The sequence below is a fragment of the Specibacter sp. BI4 genome, from assembly GCF_056680095.1.
This window is the reverse complement of the sequence record NZ_CM155265.1, coordinates 2,000,566-2,021,161: the sequence shown is the minus strand read 5'-3', so window position 1 is coordinate 2,021,161 and position 20,596 is coordinate 2,000,566. Positions and strand designations below refer to the sequence as shown.

Here is a 20,596-nt window from a genome sequence, read left to right as displayed (position 1 = left end):
CGGCGACGCTTCCTTCAGCACCTTCCGCGTCAACTGCCTGCTTCAGCAGAGACGCCTGCCACATGGGCGCTCCCCCTTGCCCGATGAAGCGGTCCCACGCCAATGGCGAATCGACAACCCCATCGCGCACCTGCTGGCTCCACCGGAAAACATGCGACGGTCCGGCGACCAGCGTGACGTTCGGCGAGACTTCTACCATGCTAGCGCCCCACGATCGCGTGCTTTGCGCCCCTCCTGCTTCGCCGCGAGGGCGGCTTCCATATGCTCATGGATCGTGACTGCGAGGGGCTGGAGGTCGTTGATGAGGGGTTCTGCTGGGTCCACGGGCGCCCCGAGGATCACTCCGCCGTCGGTCAGCGCAGCGTGGCCAAACAGCCGCTCCACAAGGTGGGCCAACGCACCGTCGTTCGCGCCGGTCTCCTCGGCGAAGCTCGTTAGGGTGAGTGCACCCTGCTCGACAAGCGGACGAAAGACGTCTGGCCTGGCCCAGAACATCGTCCCGGCGAAGAATCCCTCCGCGGGGGTGGCCCGGAGGAACCACTCGCCTAGTTCTCCCCCGTCGTGGTATGGGTACTTTTCGAGAGAGAGGTAGTGCGGTTGCGGTCCGACCTCGTGGACAGCGGGGTCCTTGCGGAAGGCGTCGAGGATCGCCGCCACACGCTCGGGTCCGCCGAGTAGAGCATCCAGCGCCTCTCTGCGCCACACATCACCGAGGTCGCGGCGCAGGCGGCCGGAACGGAAGTAGCCGGCCTTGGTCTGCAGGTGCAAGATCGCATCGTAATCGTGCTCGAGAACTGCGGGTAACACGTCGAGGAACGGTCCGATGTCGCGGCCCCGGTTGACCGCCGGGTAGAGCAGTGCGTCCGGGTAGACCGCGCGCACCATCTCCGCGATCTGGCGGTTGCCCCAGTCGGGCATTGTCACCACGAGGTCGAACCCTTCGGGGATGTTCCCCAGGCGCTCGAGGATCTCCGGCACGAGGTCGCGATAATACAAATGCGCGACGACGGCCAGCCTGTGGCCTCCTGTGCCGAGGCCATCCCGGATAGCGGCGAGGCTGGCCTGACGGCGAGCTTCGGCGTCGTGGTCCAAGGGGAAGTCGGTGGAGTCGGGCATGCCGTCGACTGCACCGATCAAGTCAATTAGCCCGGCGGCCGGGCCAATGAGCTCGATGGTCGAATTTTCGGCCGACGTCGGATCTATTGCGAGGGGCTGCGCCGCCTGCACGACGGGGACGCCGAACTCGTTCGATCCAGTAGCGGAGCCGCCCCTCACCATTCGCACGCGGGTCTGGTGGTCCCGGTCTATGCTGAATGCCTTGTACATGCGCTTCGCTTTGACGGCCAGCTTGCGGCCCCGCCAGCCGAGGCCACCCCGGATCGCGGCGAGGATGGCCTGACGGCGAGCTTCGGCACCGCGTTCCAAGGGCAAGTCGGGGATGCCGTCGAACAGCTGCTCAGCGATGGTGACCAGCTCCTCGACCAGCTCGTCGACGGAGCCGACGTTCAAACCAGGCCGAGGAATGCGTCCTTCGCTGAGACCGTGGCGCGCCCAGTGACCGATTGGCTCCATCCCCGCTCTGGCGACATCGCCATGCGTGGTGAGATAAAACGTCCCGTCGACGATTCCCGCGGCTCGAACGTACTTCTCCGCGGTCTGCGGATCGGCGAACGCCGTCCGCAGCGCGTTGCGGAAGCTGCCGCCGTCGACTGCACCGCTGAGGGCGATGAGTCTGTGGGCCGGGCCAATGAGCCCGGTGCGGGAGATGTCGGCCGACGTCGGATCGATCGCGAGGGGGTTCGCCGCCGTCCCGACGGGGACTGAGCCGCCCCTCACCATCCGCGCGCGGGTCTGGTGCTCCCGTGCCATGCTGAACGCCTGATACATGCGCTTCGCGATGGCGACGGCGTCGCCGTCGTGGCCTCGGCGCGCCGCGTCGATGGTGACAGCGATGCCCTGGAACGCGGGGAAATCGCCGCGAACGGCGTCACTGACCATGTATCCGCCAAGCATGAAGCGGCGCAGCAGGCCGATCCCGTGCTGGTAGGTCGGGAGGTCGAAGTCATCGGAGATCGCCTCGTCGAGGTCGGGGAACAGACCCGTCGGCTTGTAGACAGCGTCGCCAAGCACCGAAACAACTTTGTCGTAGTACAGCGACTCGAACCCCACGGAGCTGTTGACAGTCACCACGAGATCGGCCAGCGCGGCCAGCTGGGCATTGTTGTACACCGCCCTAGTGGCATCCAGCCACAAGACGTCTTCTGCCCACGGCTGCAACGAGGCCCGGGCGAAGGAGAAGGCAGCCTGAGAATGAGACCGGCTCTTGGCATCCGGATGCGTCTTGATGACCGTCAAGTAGCCGGCGGCCGAGAGCTTCGGCACGACGTCGAGAACCACGTCTTCGACAGTCTTGTACTTGGAGAAGCGCAAGAGGTTGGCGTCGTCGTGGAGCTGGAGCGCGAGGAACGCGATTTTCTTGGTGGTGCCAAGGATCCGTGTCGACCAGTCCCCACCGTCGAGGGGGAGGAACTGCTGTTCGTAGGGCAGGGCCTCGAGGCTCGCCGAGTAGCCGTAGAGCGCCTCGGCGGCCGTCATCGGGTTGTTGCCGACGATCTCGCGCAGGTCGTCCACCGTCAGCCGGGGGACAATCGCGCTACCGTTGGTGCCGAACGGGTCCATAATGGCAGTCCGAAGAAACGGCGCGCGGGTGCAACCGAGCTCCATCGCGATGCGCGTCACGGGCCGCTCCTCGACGAAGCGGGTCACGGCACCGTTCTCACCCCAGTGGACGATGATGTCGTATGGGAAGATATTCCAAACGCGGCGCAGCACCCCAACGTAGTCGTCGGCTACATCGCCACCGGACATGAGGCTCAACCACGCCGGGATACCCTCGGTCTCCCAGTCGCTGAGATGCCCGGCGAACAGGGCCTCCTCTGCAGGGATCGCCTGGATGAGGCGGTTCTTCACCCCGGCCTGGACCTCGCCTTCGAGTGCGCCAAACAGCGCCTGCGTCCCATACATGCGAACGTCGAAGTCCGGTGTGGACCCCGCGAGCAGCGGAAGGAATTTTCGAGCGACGTCGTTGAACATTGTCGGGCTGTTCCGGATCGGGTGCGGCTCGACGTAGATCAGGACCCTCATGCTTCACTCCAGAATGTTGTAAGGCCGTCCGCGTGGGACGTGCTACATAGGAACTCGAAGTTCTCCGTCGCCAGCTGCTTGTAGTCGACAGACTTTACGGGCGCAGATAAGGCCTCGTACCAGTCGTCGAGGGACTCCATGATTTCCGGGCGCCAAGAGCCGCTGGCTTGCATGTCCGGGATCGGGCTGGCGAGCAGGCGGCAGCCCGCTAGGGTGGCTTCGAGGAACTTCACGCGCGACTTGCACGCGTTGAAGTCGCTCATTTCCAATGGGGCGATCACCGTGCTGCACAGGGCCATCAGCCCCGGTAGGTTCAAGAAGTTCACCACGGGCGTCGTGCTGACGTTTGGCAGCGCAGCGAGTGCAGGCGGGACCGCGACCGGCCCGACGATCATCAGAGTGAAGTCGGGATTCTCCATGAGCACGCGGTACAGCGCATCGGCGACGACCGGGAAGTCACGATCGTGGCTCTTGGTTCCCGCGAAGTAGCCGATCGCCGTGTGCGGGCGCGGCGCGAGGTACGTCTCTAGCTCCCCATGGATGGACAGTACCGACGGTGGGATGATGTTCGGCACGACGTGGACGTCGGCGCCCGGGTTAAAGTCCTTCACCCGCTGCGCGAGCGGCGCCGTCGAGACGCTCACCTTGTCGAACTCCCTCAGGCCCGAGAGGTTGCTCTCGAAGGCCGAGATGGCTCTCTCGAGTGTCAGCGTCCCGTTCTTTGCCGCCGAGGACTGGAGCGCGATCTCCTCGTCGCCGAAGATGAGGTCATCGTAGTCCGCGATCAGCGTCTTGCCGGCCTTCCGCAAATTCCCGAGGACCGGCAAGAAGTTGTCGCGGGCCGCGTTGGGCCGGTGGAAGACGTAGACGTCGTAATCGAAATTCGGGTCTTTGTAGAATTGCACGGCAGAGTACACGGAAGCGAAGTTGCCTTCGCGAGTCAACACCTCTGCAGGGTGATAGCACCTGTACCGTACTGATGGGTCGATGATGGGCCTCTCGATCCGACCAGTTTCGGAGACAAAACAGATCGATGTCATCCGGCGAGCCTCCGGTTGCCATCTCCGCGCCCCGCGGCACAGGTATCGGACTTACCCTCGGCCATGGCGAATTCGACGCACACGTCCCCATCAGCAATTACCACGTATTCCCCCGCAAAATCGTATTCATTATCGCGCTTATTCTAACGCATGATTCGCCCCGGGTTTATTGGAAGACCTAATGCCAGCTAGGGGTAGATGCTTGGTGCAGGCGATCGACACGTACTGCGATCTGCGGGCTCAATTATGTCCAATTCGGCCTAACAGCGACCGCGGGGTGCAGTATCAGTCGATCAGGTAGGCTGGGCGTCTCGAAGCCGAAGAAGCCGTCGCGTCCGTGGGCTCCACGGGCGATTGCCACGCGAATGCCATGTCCGAGGCCCTCAACTAACTGTTCACGGCCGAACCGGTCCGGAACAACAGCCCGTGGCGGAAAATCACCCACCTCGATGTCGCCGTCGCTCGTCAGAACGTCGGCAACGCCGTCCACCTTTCCAACGTTTGAAAAGGTGGACTACGTCCAGCCTGAGGTCGCTGCCACGGCCACCGAAGCCGTCGAGACCACCACCATCACTGTCGGTTCTGAGACGACGGGTAAGGTCTTGGCCGAGAACTTGGTCGGGCTGTCCATGGACACCGACCACATGGTTGATGTGCAGATGAACCCGGATGATTCCAACTTCGCTGGGATCCTGAAAATGTCAGGCAACCCGGTGATCCGCTTCGGTGGACAGGCGGCAGACCGCCGCTTCTTCCGGACGTCCACGGATGAGCCCATTCCGGTCTGGGGCGTTGTACCGACTTACACGGGAGCCGTCCGCCAGATCATTAAGATCACTCTGGCCGTGCTGGAAAACGTCAACCGACTGTTGGTCGCTGGCAACGCCAGAATCCTGCTGACCGCCAATCTCGGCCACGTCGATGCTGCCCGGACGGCCGATTTTGCCAAGTATGCCCACAAGATCTTCGGTGACCGGCTGGTAGGACTCAGCTCGGGCAACGAGCCCAACGGGTGGGCGCCAGTGCCTCTATACGTACCGGACACTGCGTGATCAACCGTGGTCCTTTGAAAAGTACGCGGCTTTCGTAGATTTGTCATTGAGACCGGCGGACTGATCGATCTCCGACTCAATCCGCAGTGCGAAGCGCCCGCCATTTAGCCCTCTTCGTGATCTCGGATAAGCTCGATGCATCACCACATTCGTTTGTCTGGGCGAGAAAAATAGCCCGTCATCATGCCAATTTATGGCACTCGCCCGGAAGCCATCAAGATGACTCCCATTGTTGCTGCTTTGATGCAATCAGACCTTTTTAACTTTGTGGTGACAGTGATGGGTCAGCATCGCGAAATGCTTGATCAGGTCAACGAGCTGTTCGGAATTACCCCGGACCATGATCTGGATATCCTGCAGCAGGGCCAGTCCCTCTGACATTTTCACCCGCACCATCAACGGACTGGACAAGCTGTTCGCAGAGTCCAAGTCTGACGCTGTGGTCGTTCAGGGCGACACCACCACCTCCACAGCTGGTGCGATCGCAGCGTTCTACCGTGGCATCGCCGTTATTCAAGCTGAAGCCGGCTTGCGCAGCCACAACCTGCTCTTCCCATTCCCGGAGGAAGCCAACCGCAACATCACCACACAGGTGGCCAGTTTGCATCTGGCCCCGACAAGCACCAGCAAGACCAACTTGCTCGCCGAGGGCGTCACGGAGACCGACATCGTGGTCACCGGAAACACGGTTATTGCCGCGCTACTGACCGCGGTGGGTAAGAAGGTCCAGTTCACTGACACCGCTTTGGAAGAACTAGCCTTCAGCCGCCGCAAGATCCTGCTGGTTACCACGCACCGCCGTGAAACCCAAGACGATGCGATGCGCTAGGTCGGCCGTGCTCTGGCCCGTATTGCCCAGGCCGAGCCGAATCTGACTACCGTTTTGCCGGTCCACAAGAACCCAGTGGTCCACGAAACAGTCCTGCCGGCCATCGAGGGTTTGCCAAAAGTTATGGTTCCGAGCCGTTGGCCTATGGCGAGTTCACGCACATGCTGTCTCGGGCCCATGTGGTTCTCACCGATTCCGGTGGAGTTCAGGAAGTAGCACCAAGTTTGGGTAAACCCGTTTTGGTCGTTCGTAGCAACAGCGAACGCCCCGTGGCCTTGGTTGTCGGCACCGTCAAGCTAATTGGCACAGACGAGGAGTGAATCGTCGCCGAAGTAAAGCAGCAGCTGCTTCATGATCCGGCCCACTTTGAGGCCATGGCTCCTGTGGTGATTTCCTACGGTGACGGTAAGGCGGTAGTACGCACGGTTGCTGCCATCGCCGAACTGTTGAGCGTTGGAACCCGCACCAGCGACTTCGATTCGAAACACGGATTCTCAACACATCTGGTTGCTGCAGCAGCCAAGATCACTCCGGACCTTGGGTGCTCCAGCAAATGGCAGGGTTCCCCCTACCAACCCAGCCAGCGAATCTTGACCGCACGCTGGTTCGAACCAGCAAAAAGGTACTGAACTTATTCGAATCCATTCGGCCGACCGATAGAATCGTGTTCATGCCCTATCAACTACTGCCACTTTGCCAGCGCTAATGCAAAGTCGCAGGTTGGGGTCTGATTCTGGCGAGTTTAAGGGCGCGGTGGGCGCTTCTGGCGGTTTGTCTGGTGGCGTTGGCAATGTTGGGTATTCTTACGATGGAGTAGAGGCTGATCGCCAGGTTCCTCAGGGAGGCCATGAGGCGGGGTGCGTTGCCGGTTCTGATCATCGACTTGTCGTCGAGAACGACCACGCCCCGAATCCAATGGATGCCATTTTCTATGGTCGAGTGGCCGCGGACCATTGCGTTCAGCTCTGCCGCGCAGGCCGTTTCTGCCGGCAGGGAAGTGATGATGTAAACCGTTTCCACGCTCCACTTCGTACCATTGATCTTGCGGGAGCAGGTGAACTGAGCGGCCTGAGCTGCGTGCGGGACCAAGATGCCGGCATCGACGGTGACGACCTTGATGAAACGGGAGCCCTTGCGTCCGTGGCTTTTGTACGACTGCTTCTTAGCCACAGGGACGCCCTTCCAAGGCAGTTCCTTGAGCGGGCGTTGCACAGGTTGCGCTGGTCCCCTTTCACTGTCAACTCGTAGTGGGCGCCGCGTTTGATCAGGTACTCCGCGTGGGAACGTTGGGTATGCATGGCATAGGCTGTGACAATCATGCCGGCGAGGTTCTTGATGGTGCCCAGCAGGTCCTCGAAACGGGTTATCTCGTTGGTCTTGATACCGATGCTGACCTGCCCCAGATTGGTGCCGGTGGCGTGGTCCACAGCAGCCATCAAATGCACGCCGTCCCCACCGCCGTTCTTGGCCCCGCGCACTTCCTTCCCATCTCTGGCGATGACCTTGGTCTTGACCTGGGCAATGCCCCACGCACCGAACACGGTGTCGAAGACCTCCCCGTCAACTCTGGCCAGGACCCTCTGGATCGTGGTCACGTGCGGTAGCTTGATTCCGACCTTCGCCAAGGGGCCACGCCCTGTATCAGCGGCCCACTCAGCTATCTCGGCGAACGACTTCGCCCCGGAAAGCACCGCACAGACTGCCAAGTCTGAGATCACGGTCAGCCCGTGCCGGATGCCGCGCCGCTTTCTGGGACCCGGGATTAAATCAAGCAGGTCCCGCATCGTCCTTGGCGTCAACGAGGCCTCGGTCTGCGCAGGGACGTCCTCCAGTTGGCGTGACAGGGTCTCGATAGTGGAAGATGGCGTGCGGGAACTCCGGCTAAACATGATTGGTCTGAACAATCTGTTATCTCGCAGGACATCGGTGACAGTTCTGCCTCAACACATCGGTGACACAACGGCGGTTCTTGGTGGTGGCACTTCCCGCCGGTGTTACAGGTGTTTGGCCGTCCGGTGCCGGTGGCAAAGAATGATCAGTGAATAAGAATGAGCCTGTCGATCCCCGTGTCCGCTCGCAATCGCCCAGTGGCCTGATGCCCCCCCCCCCCCCCCCCCCCCCCCCCGCGGTACCGTCACCACGTTCTGCGCTGAGCACGAGATCACCGCAAGACGTTCTATAAGATCTAGGCAGGGCCCGTGATGGAGGCCAGACTGCTGCCTTGGAGCCACGCTCACGCCGGCCGAAGAGCTCCCCCTCGAAGGTCTCTAAGGACCGCAAAGACGAAGCGGTAAAGGTGCGCGCCGCCCTGGAATCCTCGGGACTGGACCACGGCCCGATCAGCGTGCACGAAAAAATGGTGGCCTGGGGATGGAGGCCCCGTCCTAGGCGTCGCTTGCACGGATCTTTCGGGAGCGGGGTGTGGCCCGGGTGGAGCCCAAGACGAAGCCCCGTGCCCCCATCCGCAGATAAAAACAGGCAGGCAAAGTGATACCGATGTCCTGAGAGATCACACGATTCACAGCCGGGCCGGTGGTATCCCACATTTTAAGACACCGCCCTACGGTCGACTTTGCATCAACCCTGCCACTGTGCCGTCATTTACAGTCTGAGGAACGAGATTCTTACGGCTATTTGGCTTCCGGCCAAATTCACAGGATAATCAACAAATGCGCGGAATCATATTGGCCGGGGGAACCGGTTCTCGTCTTCATCCAATCACACACGGAATCAGTAAGCAGCTGATGCCTGTATACGACAAACCCATGATTTACTACCCCCTGTCAACGCTGATTTTGGCGGGCATCCGTGACATTCTCGTCATTACGACCCCGCATGATGCGGATCAGTTCCAACGCCTACTGGGAGATGGCTCCCGGTTCGGCATCAACCTCACCTACGTTCAGCAGCACTCGCCGGATGGCCTAGCTCAAGCCTTCACCCTTGGCGCCGATCATATCGGCAACGAATCCGTAGCCTTGGTTCTGGGAGACAATATATTCTACGGCCCTGGTATGGGTACACAACTTCAAAAGCACAAAAATATCGACGGTGGCGCCGTCTTTGGGTACTGGGTCAAAGATCCTAAATCTTATGGCGTCGTTGAGTTCGATGCAAACGGTTTGGCAATCTCTCTGGAAGAAAAACCAGAAAAGCCACGCAGCAGCTATGCCGTTCCTGGCCTGTATTTCTATGACAACGATGTCGTAGAGATCGCTCGGAACCTGAAGCCGTCGCCCCGAGGCGAACTGGAAATTACTGACGTGAACCGTGAGTATCTGTCCCGTGGCAAACTTCAGGTCGAGATTCTCCCGCGGGGCACAGCTTGGCTGGATACGGGTACCTTCGATGATCTCAACGACGCATCAAACTTTGTGCGAACAGTAGAAAGCCGCCAGGGCCTGAAAGTTGGCTCACCGGAGGAAGTTGCTTGGCGCCAAGGATTTCTCTCCGATGAAGAGCTGCGTGAACGGGCCCTGCCCGTGATTAAAAGTGGATACGGGAAATATCTGCTGGGTCTTCTCGACAACCACTAAAAACTTCATTAGCAACGACTAGATAAGAACCCGATGGGGGAATCATGGCTCCTCGCCTCACAGTAATCGGCACGGGATATCTGGGTGCGACACACGCAGCTTGCATGGCGGAACTTGGATTCGAAGTTCTCGGTGTCGATACCGACAAAAAAAAGATTGACGAGCTCAGTTTAGGGAAACTCCCTTTTCACGAGCCGCAACTTCCCGAGCTGCTGAAAAAGCACACAGCTTCTGGGCGTTTGCGATTCACCACCTCGATTGAAGAAGCAGCAAACTTCGGTGATATCCACTTCATCGCCGTAGGAACGCCTCAACGACCGGGCGAGGGAGCAGCCGACATGCAATACGTTGATGATGCCGTTACCTCCCTCGCAAGCGCTATCACAGGAAATGCATTGATTGTTGGTAAATCAACTGTTCCTGTCGGCACTTCCCGCCGGCTCAAGGCTTTGATAACTGAAGTGGCACACCCGGATTCAAACATTGACTTCGCCTGGAACCCCGAATTTCTTCGCGAGGGATTTGCGGTCAAGGACACTCTGCGCCCGGATCGCCTAGTGGTCGGTACCGACTCGCAATCCGCAGATCTTCTTCTCCGCGAGGTCTATGCAGCTGCGCTTCAAAGAGAGACACCATACATTACAACGGATTTTGAAACGGCCGAACTGGTAAAAGTTGCTGCCAATGCCTTCCTGGCTACCAAGATCTCCTTCATTAATGCCTTCGCAGAAGTCATAGAAACTGTTGGCGGAGATATAAAGACCTTGGCTGATGCCATCGGTCACGACAAAAGAATCGGTAGAAGATTCCTCAATGCTGGCGCAGGTTTTGGCGGTGGCTGCCTCCCCAAGGATATCCGCGCTCTGCAGGCCAGAATATCGGAACTCGGACTTGATCGCACGATGAGATTCCTCAACGAAGTTGATGAGATAAATCTCCGGCGCCGTGAAAGGGTCGTCTTCCTAGCTACCGAAGTATTGGGAGACGTTGCGGGTAAGAATGTTGCTATTTTGGGAACGGCGTTCAAGCCCAACAGTGACGATGTGAGGGACTCCCCCGCACTGGATATTGCCGCCAGGCTCTTCAATGCCGGCGCTGAGGTTAACGTCTACGACCCGCAAGCCAACAACAATGCGGCCAAACGGTTCCCCAGGCTGAAGTACTGCAACTCCTTGTCTGAGGTAACCAAAGACGCAGATGTCGTCCTGCTACTCACTGAATGGGACGAGTTCAAGACCATGACACCTCAAGACATTGATTCACAGGTTGCCAATAAAGTAATTATCGATGGCCGGAATGTACTCCACCATAAACAGTGGAGTAAAGCTGGATGGCGAGTTGAAGCACTTGGACATCGTCCAGACACTGTTCTGCAACGCAACCGGACTACTGCCCCAGCTCGCTTCGATAATTAGAATTATATCCAATAGTTCCGCAAACCGTAAAACTCAAATAAATAAAAGGATTGACTATGCTCGGATACATTGAACAGGTCGACCTAGAAAAATTAGTCATCACTGGCTGGGCCTGGGATCCGGAAAACCAAACAACCACGAATGTTACATGTAAACTCAATGGCGTGATTGTAGGTACCGCTCAACTCCGCGGTACGCGGCCAGATTTAACCGCACGAGTCTCCGTAGCTGATAATCTGCTGTACACGGTCCAACTCTCAAAGACGGTCACCCTGCGCGATATTTTGACTCAAAGATTTGTCGTTGAAATTCATTCATCCACACGCACCCTCGTGTCACCAATGACCCCTGTCCTTATGCAGAGCTTGATCACCTCTTACAGCGTCGAGGCGTTACAGCCGGCGGAAAACTCTTTGGAGGCAAACCTCGACGTCGAGGCATCGGCGGACTCTTCTGTCGAACTTACGGAGGGCATGTATCTTGGCAATCGCACTCCCGAAAACACGCCCGCAGCGGGATTAGCCACAACTAATTCAATTGGTGAGAGCGCATGGAACGGCAAAGAAGACATCCGGCGTTACGTCATTGATATGAGCCAGGAAACGGTCGATCCCTCTCCCCCGGCGAGCCTTATCCGCGGCCTCTCAGTGCCGCTCGGAAATACAATGCGGGCAGCAGATATCATGCTACCGGATTCATGGATTCTGAATTCAGAACCTGTGGAAGCACCGTCAATATGGCTACTCGAGAATGCTCATGTTATGGGTGGAGTGATAACAGGCAGAAACTCCAATGGCCAACTTGGCGGGCAGCTAATCCTAGCCAACGACGGATCAATGATTCCTGCATCCTATGCGGTTATGGATGGAAACAAGGAGCTATCCATCGACCGTCTGGAAGAGAAAGATGGATCGCTCCATCTAAGGGAGGTACCTCCTACAACCTACCGAAAAGGTACCTACTTCTTCATAGGGGCTGCAAACAATCACTTCGGGCATGCCATTTTGGAAGGACTTACTCGGCTTTGGGGTACTAAATTTCTACATCCAGATTTGCAGGAAGACGTACAGTTCATCGTCTATGAGAGTTATTTGCGGCGTCATACACAAGATTTATTGAACTTGGCCGGAGTACCCAAGGAAAGAATCGTACATGCATCCCGACATGATGTAATCGAACGTCTAATTGTTCCAGATACTGCGATGCGTACTCACCGTTCAATCACCAAGCTGCAGACTAGCGCCTGGGAAACGATAGGTGCAAAGTTTGACACTCCATCACCAACCCGAAAGATCTACTTATCCCGCCGAAAAACGCAAGCCCGGCGACTCAAGAATGAATTGGCCATCGAGGAGTGCTTCGCAGAATTTGGCTACGAAATCGTAACACCTGAGGAACTCAGTGTTCCCGAGCAGGTTCGCTTAGCCCGGGAGTCGTATTCGCTCGCTGGCTGCGTAGGTAGCCAGATGTATTTATCTTGCTTCCAAAAGGAAAAGTCTCACAATATCATTTTGGCACCCCGTAATTTCTTCTTAAAGGACGATATTCTTATTAGTCGAGCTAAGAACATAAATGTGGAAATAGTGCTCGGTTCAAAAGTTGATTTCGGCCTCCAAAAATCCCAAATGGATTGGACTGTTGATCGAAGTTCTGTAGAAGAAGCCATAAGACTGGTGAAATGATTGGAAAATCTGAATGTTATTTTGAACATGAAAAGCCAGTAGACTTTTTGTAAGACCTAAGGAGTTCACGTCGTATGATGATTCTCCGTGGTACGTAGTGAATTCGGGTTTCTTGCCCGTGAACGTAGGCGGCTCGTAGCTCTGTTGTGATCGATGCTCTGACGCATTTATCTGGCGATTTCACATGCCGCGATTCAACAATCTGAGTATTTGAGGCTTTGAGCACCACCTGATCGTGCGGTTCAGCACCACAGTTCGTGTGAGAGAGCGCCAGTGGTGGTGTGGCTGGGAACCACTGACGCCCTCCGTCATGGATTACGAGTCGGCCTGTGCGGTGTGCTCCCTCATGTTGTAGGTGCCGGTCTCGACCCAGATCGTGTTGTGGATGATCCTGTCCATGATGGCGTCCGCGTGAACACCGGAGCCGAGGCGCTGGTGCCAGTCTTTCTGCGAATACTGGGTGCAGAACACGGTTGACGTTTCGCCGTAGCGGCGCTCCATCAGCTCCAGCAACATGCCGCGCATCGATTCCGTCGGCCGATCCAGCAACCACTCATCAACGACGAGCAACGTGAACGCGGCGTACTTGCGCAGGAACTTCCCGGACCCGCCGGGGCTGTCTTGCGCGGCGACCCAGGCCTCCTCCAGGTCGGGCATGCGGACGTAGTGGGCTCTGATGCGGTGTTCGCAGGCGCGTTTGGCCAGAGCGCATCCCAGATACGATTTCCCCGAGCCGGTGAATCCTTGGAAGACAACGTTCTGCTGTCGGGCCACGAAGGAACATGTGCCGAGCTGGGTCAGGAGTTCTCGGTTGAGGCTGCGCTCCTGGAGCAGATCAATGCGGCGCAGGTCAGCGTTTGGGTAACGCAGCCCCGCCCGCCGGATCAGACCCTCGACCTTGGAGTGAGTAAAGGTGGAATAGGCGTCATCGACGACTAACCGCACCCGCTCTTCGAACGGTATGCCGATGCTGAGCGTCTCGTCCTGACTGTCAATCGCGGCCAAGAGTTCACCGGCGTTCATTTCACGCAGCTTGCGTTTGGTCTCCCCGTCCAGCCGGCTCATCGGGTGCCGCCAGCGTAGTAGGCGCTGCCGCGGACGTATCCGCCGTCCTCAGCCTCAGACTCATCGGGGACGTGCCCCGTTTTATCTTGCCCGGTGTCAAGGATTGGCCGCAGGTGTGCGTAACGAGGAGAGCGGATTGGCCCGCGCAACGCCAGCACACAGGCCGCTTCGACCCGGGCCGGGGAGAACCGGCGAGAGAGGCGTAGCACCGCCAACGCCGGGTCAAAGCCAGCCTCCTCGATCGAGGCCGCTTCGAAGATCTTGCCGATCACCGTCACCGTAGCCGGGCCCATCCGGGCTGCCCAGTCATCGATCCGGTCCCGGTCCCAAGCCTGCCAACTGCGCCCCTCAGGCAAGTCCGCGTCGTTGCTCTGATACTGATTGACCGTGCTTGCCGGCAGCAGCAGGTGGCTTGTCAGACGCTCATCACTGCGATAAACCTCCAGCATCGTGTCCGTCACGCGAAGGTCAACATGGGCGCCGATATGGCCAAAGGGCACGGAGTAGAAGTTCTTCGCCCAGACCACGTGAGCGTTGTTGTTCACCTTGCGCTTATAGATCCACGTGCTGATCTCGAACGGAGCTGCCGGTAGCGGTTGCATCAGCGGCAGCTCCTCGGTGGTGAACACACTGAGCCGGGACCCGGGGCGTTTCTGGAACGGCTGCCGATTATAGGCATCGATCTTCTCCCGGATCCGGGTGCGCAACTGCGCCAACGACGTGAACTGCTCGTGCCTAAGCCCCGCGATAACCCAGGTCGCAACATGTGAAACCGTGTTTTCGACGCTCGCCTTATCTTTTGGTGCCCGAACTCTGCCCGGCAGTACCGCGGCCGAATAGTGCGCCGCCATTTCTCGGTAGGCGTCGTTGAGAACGACCTCGCCCTCACGGGGGTGGGAGATCACCCCGGTCTTCAGATTGTCGGGAACCAGGCGTGGAACGCTGCCACCGAAGAAGGCGAACATCGATGCATGTGCACGCAGCCAGGACCCCTGGCGCATATCCAGGCTCGCTTCCACGAACGCGTACCGGCTGAACGGCAGGCAAGCGACGAACAAATACACTTTCGAGAGCTCACCGGTGCTCGGATCCAGCAGTTGCATCGTGGGTCCGGACCAGTCCACCTCGATGCTGCGGGCAGCCTTGTGACCAACCCGGGACGATGCTCCAGTCACGGCCGCGTGCTCACCATAAAGCCGACAGAACCTGTCGTAGCTCATGACCGCTTGCCCCGCGCGAGAAGTCTCGTCGACATACTCCTGATGCAAAAGCTTCAACGTCACCCCAACCCGCGCCAGCTCGGTGTGTACCCGAGCCCAGTCTGGCTGCGCGAACACGCTTTCCCGGACCCCGCGGCCGGGAAACAACGCCGTGTATACCTCGGCCTCCGACAGCTCGGCGACGTCATCCCAACCAAGTCCTGCCAGCTGCGCCGCATCCAGGACAGCCTGAATGCTGTGCCGGGATATCTTGTGAGCGGACTCAATCGCTCTACGCGACAGGTTTTGATTACGTAGCTGCAACACCAGCTTCGCTTTGATCTTCCGTACCATTACCAGTACTCCTTCCACCACGTGGCCATCACATGGTGGAAGGAGCCTTGCAGGTGGTGCTCAACCACACCAATGGTGGTGTTCAACCACACCGGCCGCACTGCCGAGCGATGGCGCTTACCCGCACCACAGGCGGAGCCCACAGAAGCCAATATTCAACAATCAGCTCCCAACCAAAATCCCTTGGATTCTCACAACGTACTCCGACGCTTCCACATAGAGCTGGGCACTTTCCTCGTCCAGAGCGTTTGGATCGATAATTTTTGCCTGTTCTGTTTCTATTCGATCTAGACATTTTCTGGCCGCTATTTTGAATTCGTCGCCCTGTTTCAGGTACCCCCGGAAATGCAGCTCCAAAGTTGCATGAGCGAAGTCGACCGCACCACCTAGGGCTGCACGCGCAGTCCAAGACTGCTGCCCTTCATGAAAACGGTATGCGCTAAGGGTACCGTTCATGAAGATAGCGTCACCTCTTTGCAATATTTGAAGCCATGAGGAGTGGTCGACATTGCACACATATTTGCGTCCGAACAATGACCCAAAGTCTTCTTCAAGCATTGACTTGCGGAACAGCACAGTTGTGGGTTCTCCAAAGAAGTTACTATTTGCAAGCAAAGATTTATCGATGGCCTCCCGTCCACTTAATCGAACTGTTTCCTTGAACAAATTCTTTGTAGTTGAAAAAATACTCTTAAATACCCCTTCGGCGTCAACCACTGCCCGATGCGAAGTGACGAGACCGATTTGATCGCCACCTTCTCCAAGAAAATATTCCATTTGTGATCTGATTTTATCAAGATGCAAAAGGTCATCATCCATAAGAACATTTACATATTCGCCATCAGAAAACGCCAAAAGATCTAGATCGTTTTGATATTGACCTTTATTTTGTCCATTACGCCAATATCTAATATTGGAATATTTTGGCAAATATACTGATCTAATGAGTTTCTCGACGTCATCGGTCGTACTGTCATCGCCTATAATAATTTCAATATTTCCGTACGTCTGAAACAGTGCACTTTCCAAAGCATGAATCAAATACTCCGGTCGGTTATAGGCCGGAATGAGAATACTTACAAGAGGAACATTTGAAGAGATCGCTCGTGTCAGTGCAGTTTCCGCATCCGAGAAAGCTAAATGTTGTCGCTTTAGTACTTCCTTCTGGTTATAGTCACTCACTACGACGCCTATTTCTTTGCTGTCCCTATCCTTGTCTGGTTCAAGCATTGCCAAAACGGTTTGTTGCATTCGACGAATCCTGTCCTCATCAGACAGAATTTGGCTATTCGGCCACGAAACTTTAGTTAAAGTGCCAATCGAAGGCCCAGTGAAAATCTGTAGCCCTAAATCCTGATATAGCCACGAGAGATACCACCCTTCATCTGCGTCCCAATGGGTTGAGTCCCACCCTTCGTTGACATGCTCGAGCCATACACTGAACGCGGATCCTCCTAGCCTGGAAATACTTCCTGGGACCGTGAGCACTTCAATCCAATCAGGAAGGACGAAACCGGATCTAGCACCGACGATTGTAAGTCTGTCATTGACCCCCAATCGCATTGCGTCTTCAAAGCAGGACAGCTTTGCTTTATAAGCCTCTTCGGATACTGCTTGGTCAATTATCCACAACCAATTCTTTGGCTCGCCTGCGTGTCCACTAGGGACTGCATCTTGCGACCTAACAGTCGTTGCATTTTCACCCCAGACCATAACTCGTGGACAGACATGCCGAATAATCCTGGCTACAGAGTCAAATTCCGTCAAAGCCAATATTGCAGAACTCATAATTTCAATATTTGCTGACACAACGATTTCTTGATCAACAATATCGAGAACAATCGGAACGTTTCGCTCAATCATTGCCGCTAGGAAGGGCTTGTGTTCCTGGTAGGTAGTCGAGGTGAGCTGGCAAAAGACCAAAGAGTATGGCAGTTCATTCGTGGTCTGATCGACTTCAACAAATATTGATGAGCCGGAATTAGAAGCGCTCGTAACAAGCTCATGGATCCATGACCGGCGAAACCCAAATTTATCGCCACGACCCACGATGCCGACGATGTTTTGAGTTTTCATATGCACAGTCATTCCCGATTGATCAGAGGTGGTCACAGAACAGATTCTTCGTCAATAGCTGTGCTGAATATCAAATTGACCCATGTGTCGACGTTGGGTCCATCCATCATTAGGTTTGTTGTCACATGTTTCTTCGAACGTATTGAAGTCTCGCGGGAGAGTTCCTTATTATTTACGAGCGTCATAATCGCCTCTACCCATGCATCAGGTGTATTCGCCGTTTTTACTGCCAGGTTCTCGTTCGCAATCGCGTAAGGTCCTACATTGCTCGCTACGACCGGCAAATCAAGCATTGCATACTCAAGCAATTTCAGCTCACTCTTTGTCGCATTTATTGGCGACTGGACAAGTGGGGCAAGTCCCAAGCTCCATCTCTGCTGGATGCTGCGCAGCCATGAAACAAAAATAGGGTAGCTACTGGCTCCATGCGGGACAGAAATAATCCGCAACCACGGGTGCTCAGGCAGTTCGTCACCTACACCGATAACTTCCAAAACTATGTTCGCGCCTGAGGCCGACAACTCTTCCATGACGGGGATTAGTATTTGAAAATCCTGTTTGTGGGTTTTGGTACCCATGTAGAGTATGCGAGTCACTCCGTCATTAGGTGGGCTTATCTGAGGTCTTTCGCTCTGCCAAAGCCGGGTATCCAAGACATTTTTTACTATCTCGACCCTCGAATACTCATGTCCTATGGATGCCTCCAATGCAGGAGTCGACACAGTAATCAAACTTGCGGCTTCCGCTAACTTACGAATGCCCAGAAGCCGTTCCTGTGAGTAATACGGGTCATGTTTCAGTGAGTGCACTCCCTGTTCAGAAACCAGATCATCGTCAAGCTCCAAAATGATTTTCGTCTGGGTTGCTCGTACCCAAGAAAGCAATTGGTCTGAATATTCCGATGGCACTGCATCACGTTGGACGATTAGCGCATCGTAGTGGGTAGTGTCCGTGCCAAAAACTAAGTCCTGCACAGATGCCTGCCGGAAATCGACTTTCTCGTCGGCTGTGTGATTTGCAAACCATCTGAGCAAGCGTATGTGAGCCGAGGCCGGCTGGCCCTCCCTAATTATGAATCCAACCCGCGGCCGGCCTCTGATCCCGCGTGAGACCTTTTCATAGAGGTCAAGGTAGTCCCGCGACATTGTAGTCGTTCCTCGAATTTCATTGCGAGGAACTTTGCGCCGCATTCCGGAGACGCGTTCCGGGTCACAAACTAGCTCTCTAACTAGTGAAGCAGCTCCGCCGGCGTCGTCCACAGGCACTAGCCATCCGCCACCGTGATGTCGAATTCGCTCTGCTACCGCGCCAATGTCGGTAGAGATCACCGGAACACCAAATGCCCACGACTCAGTCAAAGTATGGGAGTAAGTTTCTGGCCACACAGAGAACATTCCCATGATGTCGGGATCAATTTCCGCTAATATTGGGCGCAATGAATCACGATTATACGGACCGTGAGAAATGATGTCTTCTCCGAGCTGCTCTGAGCCCCTACCGAGTACATGAATTTCTACAAGTGGGCCGAGGACTTTGGCCATCTCCTTGACATATTCGATGCCTTTGGACGGATCCCAGTTGGCAGCGGCGGCTATCCTCAATGGCCCAGGCCTGCGCCCATTTTCTCTTAAGGCAGCCCACCTTGGGCCAAGATCACGCCCATGCTGGATAATTGATAGTGGAGGAAGGCCATCACCATATGCTTCTCTGTATATATTGGCAGCCGAGTCAGTGGTTGCCACCATCGCTGAAAATGAGTTGAGAACCCTCTTTGAGAGGTCTTGCCAGTCCGACAACCATTCAGCCGTCATTGGCACAGAGTCGCCCGTCCTAGTATGAGCGATTAGGTGGTTTCCGACCCCCGGTATGGCGATCCCCGGCTTCACTCCCGCGCGATCGTCCAACAATGTAATCGAGGGTGAAATGTAGAAAAAATCATGTGTAGAGATTACGCTAGGGACGTCAAGCAGGTCTAGGACTTTGGCGGCCGTAGCCATTGGGTGCTGAAAAAGGTGCCTGACATGCACCAATTCAATCGACAATCCAATCAGGACCTGGACCAAGATCTCGGCGTAGTCGGCTCGCCATTCATCCGTTTCACCGAAGCCTTGCTTGAGCTTCCATGTTTGGAGCAAAACGGCGCTGTTTCCTCGCCAGACATGTAATCCCAATTCACCTTTGCCAGTACTATCAAAAATTAGTGATTCTTGATCATGGACCAGCGCTTTCATGAGATCTGCGTTGGTCTCTACCGTGCCACCAACACTCCTGTGTATAACGTAGAGACGCCGTGGTAACACTCGAACGCACTCTTGAATCTTGCTGCGCACCAGACCGAGTCCAGCCAATTGCTGCTTGAAAACCGGCGAATTGAGCCACCTTGAAACATCCGTTCCATACGCTGGATAGCGCTTGGCTAGAACAGCAGCCCCCTCCGCAATGAGCGAATCTCGACGCGACTCTCCAAATGATTGGCTGCGTTCATGTTGAACTATCACGTGTGGGGCAAGGAGGTTAGTCATGCCAGACGCAATCGCCCTCTGGCAAAAGTCGTTTTCCTCCCCGTAGCCGGAAGGAAAAGCCACCACATCAAAGTCACCGATACGTTCAATAGCCGCTCTTCGGATATACATGCAGAATCCATGTCCAGTGGGGATCTCAGTTTCCCAGCCCACTGGCGACTGTGCTACGGCCCGAGCCACTTCTGTCCACGAGAGATGTGCCTGCCAGTGGTTATATTTCCCAGGTATTGGAACCGAGACTGCACCCGCATTATCAGATACCGCCGTGGCCGTTGCAACATCATATCGAGAGTATGCAACCCATCTCAGGCGCTTGGCCCACAGCGGGCCAACAACCGTATCGCTGTTCAGTAGTATGACGTCATCCGACTGAGCAAGTAATATTCCTTGGTTTACGGTGCGTGTGTATCCCCAGTTTTCCGAATGCCGCACTAACGTGAAATCTTCACGTGCGGACCTCTGATCCAGGAGGGCGACTGTTTCTGGTTCACTGCTGGCATCGTCAATCACAATAATTTTCAGGCCACTGCCATGTTCCACAAGGGAGTCGAGACATCGCCTAACTGCCCCACCTCCGTTGAAGACAGGAACCACAACGGTGACAGTGGGAGCCTTTTCTAGCCTGCGCAGTAGCATACCCGGAGCTGGTTGTAGCCTGAGCGAGGTGTTCAAGTCCAGTGGC

At 56.2% G+C, this 20,596-nt stretch carries 11 protein-coding genes and 2 pseudogenes; 6 read left to right on the top strand and 7 right to left on the bottom strand.

Features of this window, described 5'->3' with window-relative positions; genetic code table 11:
- Window positions 1–192: 192 nt before the first annotated feature.
- Window positions 193–3,144: a rhamnan synthesis F family protein gene (locus AC1L6K_RS09280; protein ID WP_480952404.1), complete on the bottom strand. Its 2,952-nt coding sequence runs from the start codon at window positions 3,142–3,144 to the stop codon at window positions 193–195.
- Window positions 3,141–4,091: a glycosyltransferase family protein gene (locus AC1L6K_RS09275; protein WP_480952403.1), complete on the bottom strand. Its 951-nt coding sequence runs from the start codon at window positions 4,089–4,091 to the stop codon at window positions 3,141–3,143. Before AC1L6K_RS09275 ends, AC1L6K_RS09280 begins: the two co-directional genes overlap by 4 nt.
- A 542-nt stretch (window positions 4,092–4,633) precedes the next feature.
- Here AC1L6K_RS09275 and AC1L6K_RS09270 point away from each other — a divergent pair.
- Window positions 4,634–5,236: a hypothetical protein gene (locus AC1L6K_RS09270; RefSeq protein WP_480952402.1), complete on the top strand. Its 603-nt coding sequence runs from the start codon at window positions 4,634–4,636 to the stop codon at window positions 5,234–5,236.
- A gap of 183 nt (window positions 5,237–5,419) precedes the next feature.
- A pseudogene (gene wecB / locus AC1L6K_RS09265) lies at window positions 5,420–6,544 on the top strand (non-hydrolyzing UDP-N-acetylglucosamine 2-epimerase); the annotation flags it as partial.
- Between the two features lie 480 nt (window positions 6,545–7,024).
- On the opposite strand, the gene AC1L6K_RS09260 reads toward wecB, so the two are convergent.
- A complete protein-coding gene (locus tag AC1L6K_RS09260; RefSeq protein ID WP_480952401.1) occupies window positions 7,025–7,849 on the bottom strand; it encodes an ISAs1 family transposase in 825 nt (274 codons plus the stop codon).
- A gap of 254 nt (window positions 7,850–8,103) precedes the next feature.
- Here AC1L6K_RS09260 and AC1L6K_RS09255 point away from each other — a divergent pair.
- The 4 genes and pseudogenes from AC1L6K_RS09255 to AC1L6K_RS09240 all read left to right on the top strand — a co-directional run.
- Window positions 8,104–8,534: pseudogene (locus AC1L6K_RS09255) on the top strand (transposase family protein); the annotation flags it as partial.
- A 200-nt stretch (window positions 8,535–8,734) separates the two neighbouring features.
- Window positions 8,735–9,601, top strand: a complete 867-nt coding sequence (rfbA, locus tag AC1L6K_RS09250; RefSeq protein ID WP_480952400.1) for a glucose-1-phosphate thymidylyltransferase RfbA — start codon at window positions 8,735–8,737, stop codon at window positions 9,599–9,601.
- A gap of 44 nt (window positions 9,602–9,645) precedes the next feature.
- Entirely contained in the window at window positions 9,646–11,016 is a 1,371-nt protein-coding gene (locus AC1L6K_RS09245) for a UDP-glucose dehydrogenase family protein (RefSeq protein ID WP_480952399.1), read from the top strand.
- Window positions 11,017–11,072: 56 nt separating this feature from the next.
- The gene (locus tag AC1L6K_RS09240) at window positions 11,073–12,698 is read left to right on the top strand and encodes a glycosyltransferase family 61 protein (RefSeq protein WP_480952398.1); all 1,626 of its coding nucleotides are present in this window, start codon (window positions 11,073–11,075) and stop codon (window positions 12,696–12,698) included.
- 315 nt (window positions 12,699–13,013) lie between these two features.
- Here AC1L6K_RS09240 and AC1L6K_RS09235 read toward each other — a convergent pair whose 3' ends face one another.
- The 4 genes from AC1L6K_RS09235 to AC1L6K_RS09220 all read right to left on the bottom strand — a co-directional run bounded on the left by AC1L6K_RS09235 (window position 13,014) and on the right by AC1L6K_RS09220 (window position 20,550).
- Window positions 13,014–13,763 carry an ATP-binding protein gene (locus tag AC1L6K_RS09235; RefSeq protein ID WP_480948877.1) on the bottom strand — a complete coding sequence of 250 codons (750 nt, stop codon included), beginning with the start codon at window positions 13,761–13,763 and terminating at the stop codon, window positions 13,014–13,016.
- The gene (istA, locus tag AC1L6K_RS09230; RefSeq protein WP_480948876.1) at window positions 13,760–15,316 is read right to left on the bottom strand and encodes an IS21 family transposase; all 1,557 of its coding nucleotides are present in this window, start codon (window positions 15,314–15,316) and stop codon (window positions 13,760–13,762) included. Before istA ends, AC1L6K_RS09235 begins: the two co-directional genes overlap by 4 nt.
- A gap of 162 nt (window positions 15,317–15,478) precedes the next feature.
- Complete coding sequence (locus AC1L6K_RS09225) at window positions 15,479–17,428, bottom strand: glycosyltransferase family 2 protein (RefSeq protein WP_480952397.1); 1,950 nt, start codon at window positions 17,426–17,428, stop codon at window positions 15,479–15,481.
- Window positions 17,425–20,550 carry a glycosyltransferase gene (locus tag AC1L6K_RS09220; protein WP_480952724.1) on the bottom strand — a complete coding sequence of 1,042 codons (3,126 nt, stop codon included), beginning with the start codon at window positions 20,548–20,550 and terminating at the stop codon, window positions 17,425–17,427. The genes AC1L6K_RS09225 and AC1L6K_RS09220 overlap by 4 nt, the downstream gene beginning before the upstream one ends.
- Window positions 20,551–20,596: the final 46 nt, after the last annotated feature.